The sequence below is a fragment of the Cellulomonas triticagri genome (assembly GCF_003696205.1).
Taxonomy (GTDB): domain Bacteria; phylum Actinomycetota; class Actinomycetes; order Actinomycetales; family Cellulomonadaceae; genus Cellulomonas; species Cellulomonas triticagri.
The window spans coordinates 1-4584 of the sequence record NZ_RFFI01000186.1 but is presented as its reverse complement, the minus strand read 5'-3'; the positions used below and the strand labels follow the sequence as shown (position 1 = coordinate 4584).

Below are 4584 nucleotides of genomic sequence, written 5' to 3'. Positions count from 1 at the left end.
CGCCACCACCGCGGGGTCGACGTCGGCCCGGTCGGCGTCGAGCAGCGCCAGCCCGGCCGCCGAGCGCCCGACGGTGCCCGCGAGGGCGAGCACGTCGCCCGGCCGGGCACCCGAGCGCAGCACGGGGGCGACCCCGGCGAGGTCGCCGTGCACGGTGACGGCCACCACGACCGCGTCCCCGCCGGACAGGTCCCCGCCGACCACCCCTGCGCCCACGGTCGCGCACGCGGCGGCGAGCCCGCGCGCCAGCCCTTCGACCCACGTCACCGGCAGGCCCCCGGGCATCACCAGCGACACGACGAGCGCGGTCGGTCGCGCGCCCATGGCGGCGGCGTCGGCGAGGTTCTGCATCGCGGCCCGCCAGCCCACGTCCTCGCCCTCGGACCAGGCGAGCCGGAAGTGCCGGTCCTGCACGAGGACGTCGGTGGACACCACGTACCGGCCGTCCGGGGCGTCGAGCACCGCGGCGTCGTCGCCGGGGCCGACCAGGGTCGCCCCGCCCGCGGGCAGCAGCGGGAAGATCCGGGCGAGCAGCTCGCCCTCCGTGAGGTCCGCCACCACCGGCCCCTCGGGGTCGTGCGGGTGCGGGTCGAGCGGGAGGGCGGGGGTCACGTCCGCCACCGTAGTGCCGCCGGGTTACCGTGGCGGCGTGCCCCGCCCCACGCCGCCTGCCCTGACCCGCCGCGCTGTCCTGCCTCTCGTCCTGCTCGTGACCGCCGCGCCGCTCGCGGGGTGCGCGTCCTCGGTGGGCGTCCCGGTCGCGCAGGACGCCGCGAACCCCGACTGCGCGCGCATCGTGCTGCAGCTGCCGGAGTCGCTGGGCGACGGGCTGGACCAGCACCGCACCACCAGCCAGGCGACGTCGGCGTGGGGCGACCCCACGGACCCGGTGACGCTGCGCTGCGGGGTCGAGGTCCCGGGGCCGACGACGGAGCAGTGCGTGACGGTCGAGACCGCGGCGGGGACGGCGATCGACTGGCTGGTGCGCGCGGACGCCGAGCCGCCGGACGGGGCCGCCGACGGCGCCACCGAGGGGTCCACGCCCGATGCGCTGCCGTCCCCGGGCACGTCGGACTGGACGTTCGTGACCTACGGCCGCGCGCCCGCGGTGGAGGTGCACGTGCCCGCGTCGGTGGTCGCCGAGCGGTCGACGTCGTTCCTGGACGCGCTCAGCCCGGCCATCGCGCAGGTCGAGGCGACCCGCTCCTGCCTCTGACCGCGCGGCGCGTCAGCGCAGGCCGGTCGGGCGCTCCAGCGCGAGCCGCAGCAGCTCGTCCAGCAGGTCCGGGTACGCCAGGCCGCTCTGCGCCCACATCCGCGGGTACATCGAGAACGGCGTGAAGCCGGGCATGGTGTTGATCTCGTTGACGACGACCTCGCCGTCCGGGGTGACGAACACGTCGACCCGGGCCAGGCCCTCGCAGTCCACGGCGTCGAACGTGCGCACGGCGACGTCCTGGACGCGGGCGATGACGTCGTCCGGCAGATCGGCGGGGCAGGTCAGCTCGACGGCGGCCTCGTCCAGGTACTTCGCCTCGAAGTCGTAGAACCCGTGGGTCGCGTCGGTGACGACGATCTCCCCCGGCAGCGACGCGCGGGCGGGGGCGCCGGCGCGGCCGCCGAGCACGGCGCACTCGATCTCCCGGCCGACGATCCCGGCCTCGACGACGACCTTGGGGTCGTGCCGCTGCGCCTCGGCGACCGCCGCGGGCAGGTCCGCGAGGTCGGTGATGCGGGTGATCCCGATGCTGGACCCGGCGCGGGCCGGCTTGACGAACAGCGGCAGCCCGAGCGCCTCGATGCGGGCGCGGACGCCGTCGCGGTCCCGGTCGAGGTCGTCGCCGCGCAGCGTGACGAACGGCCCGATCGGCAGCCCGGCGCCCGCGAGCGCGATCTTCATGAAGTGCTTGTCCATGCCGACGGCGGAGGCGAGCACCCCGGCGCCGACGTACCGGACGTCCGCGAGCTCGAGCATCCCCTGGAGGGTGCCGTCCTCGCCGAACGGGCCGTGCAGCAGCGGGAGGACGACGTCGACGTCGCCGAGGGTGGTGGCGGGCGACCCGGGCTCGAGGACCTGCATCTCGCGGCTGCCGGCCTCCTGGGGCAGCAGCACCTGCTCCGGGACGTCCTCGACCTCGGGCAGGCGCCCGTCGGTGATGGACCAGCGGTCGGGGTCGTCGGCGACCCGCACCCAGCGCCCGGAGGGCGTGATGCCGATGGGCAGCACGTCGTACCGCTCGCGGTCGACCGCGCGCAGCACCGCGCCGGCGGTGGCGCAGGAGATCGCGTGCTCGCCGGACCGCCCCCCGAACAGGACGAGGACCCGCGGGCGGGTGCCGGTGGACGTGGGCTGCGGCTGCTCGGTGCTGGACATCGCCGGTGAGCCTAGCCGGATCGGCCCCGCGGACCGGACGAACCGGTCGCGCCCGCACAGGATCTCCGCACGCCACGACACCCCTGCGGCCGAGGCGTGGGACGCGCTGTCCAGCCACCGGACACCGGGGTTATCGTGCGCGCGTGACGCACAGCGACCCGCACACCCAGCCCGGACAGCCGCCGCTCGCCCCGGAGACCGTCGCCGTGACCAGCGGCCGCCCGGCCCGCGCGCAGGGCGCCCCGGTCAACTCCCCCGTCGTGCTGTCCTCCACCTACGTGTCGCAGGGCGAGCCGCAGCCGGGCGAGATGATGTACGCCCGCGCCGACACCGAGACGTGGGGGCCGTTCGAGCAGACCCTCGGGGCGCTGGAGGGCTCGGTGCACCCGGCGCTCGTGCTCGGCTCCGGCATGGCCGCCATCGCCGCCGCGCTGTCCCTCGTGCCGCACGGCGGCCGCCTGGTGCTGCCCCGGCACGCCTACCAGGTCACCCTCGGCTACGCCCGCGACCTCGCGGGGCGCTCGGACGTCGAGGTCGCGCAGGTCGACATCGCGGACACCGACGCCGTGGTGGCGGCGCTCGACCCGGCGGCCTCCCCCACCGGCCGCGCGACGTCGATGCTCTGGGTCGAGTCGCCCACCAACCCCATGCTGGAGGTCGCCGACCTGCCCGCGCTGATCGCGGCCGCGCACGCCGTGGGCGCGCTGGTCGGCGTGGACAACACCTTCGCGACGCCGCTGGTGCAGCGGCCGCTGGCCTTCGGCGCGGACGTCGTCGTGCACTCGGTGACGAAGTACCTCGCCGGGCACAGCGACGTCGTGCTCGGCGCGGTACTGACCGACGACCCGGCGCTGCGCGAGCGGCTGCACACCTACCGGACCGTGCACGGCGCCATCGCCGGGCCGTTCGAGGTCTACCTCGCGCTGCGCGGCGTGCGGACGCTGGCCCTGCGGGTCGAGCGCGCGCAGGCCAACGCCCTCGAGCTCGCCCGCCGCCTGGCCGAGCACCCCGGCGTGGTCGAAGTCCGGCACCCGGGCCTGCCCGAGGACCCGGGCCACGCCCGCGCGACCGCCCAGATGGACGGGTACGGGTCGATCATCGGCCTGCGCCCGGCCGGAGGGGCGGCAGGGGCGGACGCCGTCGTCGCGGCGCTGCGGCTGTGGGTCCCGGCGACCAGCCTCGGCGGCGTCGAGTCCAGCATCGAGCGCCGCCGCCGGTTCGCCACGGAGAGCCCCACGGTCCCCGAGGACCTGCTGCGGCTGTCGGTCGGCATCGAGTCCGTCGAGGACCTCTGGGCGGACCTCGACGCCGCCCTCCGCGCCTGACCCGGGCCACGCCCCGCCGCCAGCCGTCCGCGGCGCGCCCTGCGCAGGGAGCGGGTGCCGGGTGGGTCAGACGCCCTCGGGCTTGCGGGGGCGGCCCAGGAGCAGCGGGGCCAGGGCGTCGACCGGCAGCCCCTCGTGCAGCACCTGCACCACGGCCTGCGTGATCGGCATCTCCACGCCCGCCCGCTCCGCGAGGTCGAGCACGGACCGCGAGCTCTTGACGCCCTCGGCCGTGCCGCCGGTGGCGGCGACCGCCTCCTCGAGCGAGAGCCCGCGCCCGACGTGCAGGCCGAGCTTGTGGTTGCGGGAGTCGGGCGAGGCGCACGTCGCCATGAGGTCGCCCATCCCGGCGAGCCCGGGGAACGTCTCGGCGCGCGCACCGAGCGCCAGCCCGAGGCGCGTGATCTCCACGAGCCCCCGGGTGATGACGGTGGCCATGGTGTTGTAGCCGAGCCCGCGGCCCTGGGAGATGCCGACGGCGAGGGCGATGACGTTCTTGACCGCGCCGCAGAGCTCGACGCCGACGACGTCGTCGTTCGTGTACGGCCGGAAGTACCCGGTGGCGCACGCGTCGGCGACCCGCTGGGCGGTGCCCGCGTCGGTCGCGGCGACGACGGTGGCGGTGGGCTGCCGGGCGGCGATCTCCGCCGCGAGGTTCGGTCCCGAGAGCACGGCGACCCGGTGGGTGCCGAGCCCCAGCGCGTCGGCGACGACCTCGCTCATCCGGCGGTCGGTGGCGAGCTCGACGCCCTTCATCAGGGAGACCGCGACGGCGTCCGGCGCGAGCGCCCCGGCCAGCGGCGCGAGCACGGCGCGGGCGGACTGCGACGGCACGGCGACGGCGACGACGTCCGCGCCCGCGACGGCGGCGGCGGGGTCGGCCTG

At 76.8% G+C, this 4584-nt stretch carries 5 protein-coding genes; 2 read left to right on the top strand and 3 right to left on the bottom strand.

Going from position 1 to position 4584, the window contains the following annotated elements; translation table 11 throughout:
* Nucleotides 1-612, bottom strand: a 612-nt coding sequence (locus EBM89_RS19565) for a thiamine-phosphate kinase (RefSeq protein WP_233571871.1), incomplete at its 3' end; no start/stop codon positions are given.
* 37 nt (nt 613-649) lie between these two features.
* Between EBM89_RS19565 and EBM89_RS19560 the strand changes: the two genes are divergently transcribed.
* Entirely contained in the window at nt 650-1216 is a 567-nt protein-coding gene (locus EBM89_RS19560; protein ID WP_233571870.1) for a DUF3515 family protein, read from the top strand.
* A gap of 12 nt (nt 1217-1228) precedes the next feature.
* On the opposite strand, the gene EBM89_RS19555 is transcribed toward EBM89_RS19560, so the two are convergent.
* Nucleotides 1229-2374: a D-alanine--D-alanine ligase family protein gene (locus tag EBM89_RS19555; protein ID WP_122151264.1), complete on the bottom strand. Its 1146-nt coding sequence runs from the start codon at nt 2372-2374 to the stop codon at nt 1229-1231.
* A gap of 143 nt (nt 2375-2517) precedes the next feature.
* Between EBM89_RS19555 and EBM89_RS19550 the strand changes: the two genes are divergently transcribed.
* The gene (locus EBM89_RS19550) at nt 2518-3699 is read left to right on the top strand and encodes a trans-sulfuration enzyme family protein (RefSeq protein WP_122151263.1); all 1182 of its coding nucleotides are present in this window, start codon (nt 2518-2520) and stop codon (nt 3697-3699) included.
* A gap of 66 nt (nt 3700-3765) precedes the next feature.
* Here the strand turns inward: EBM89_RS19550 and EBM89_RS19545 are convergent.
* Nucleotides 3766-4584, bottom strand: an 819-nt coding sequence (locus EBM89_RS19545; protein ID WP_147463636.1) for an NAD(P)H-dependent glycerol-3-phosphate dehydrogenase, incomplete at its 5' end; no start/stop codon positions are given.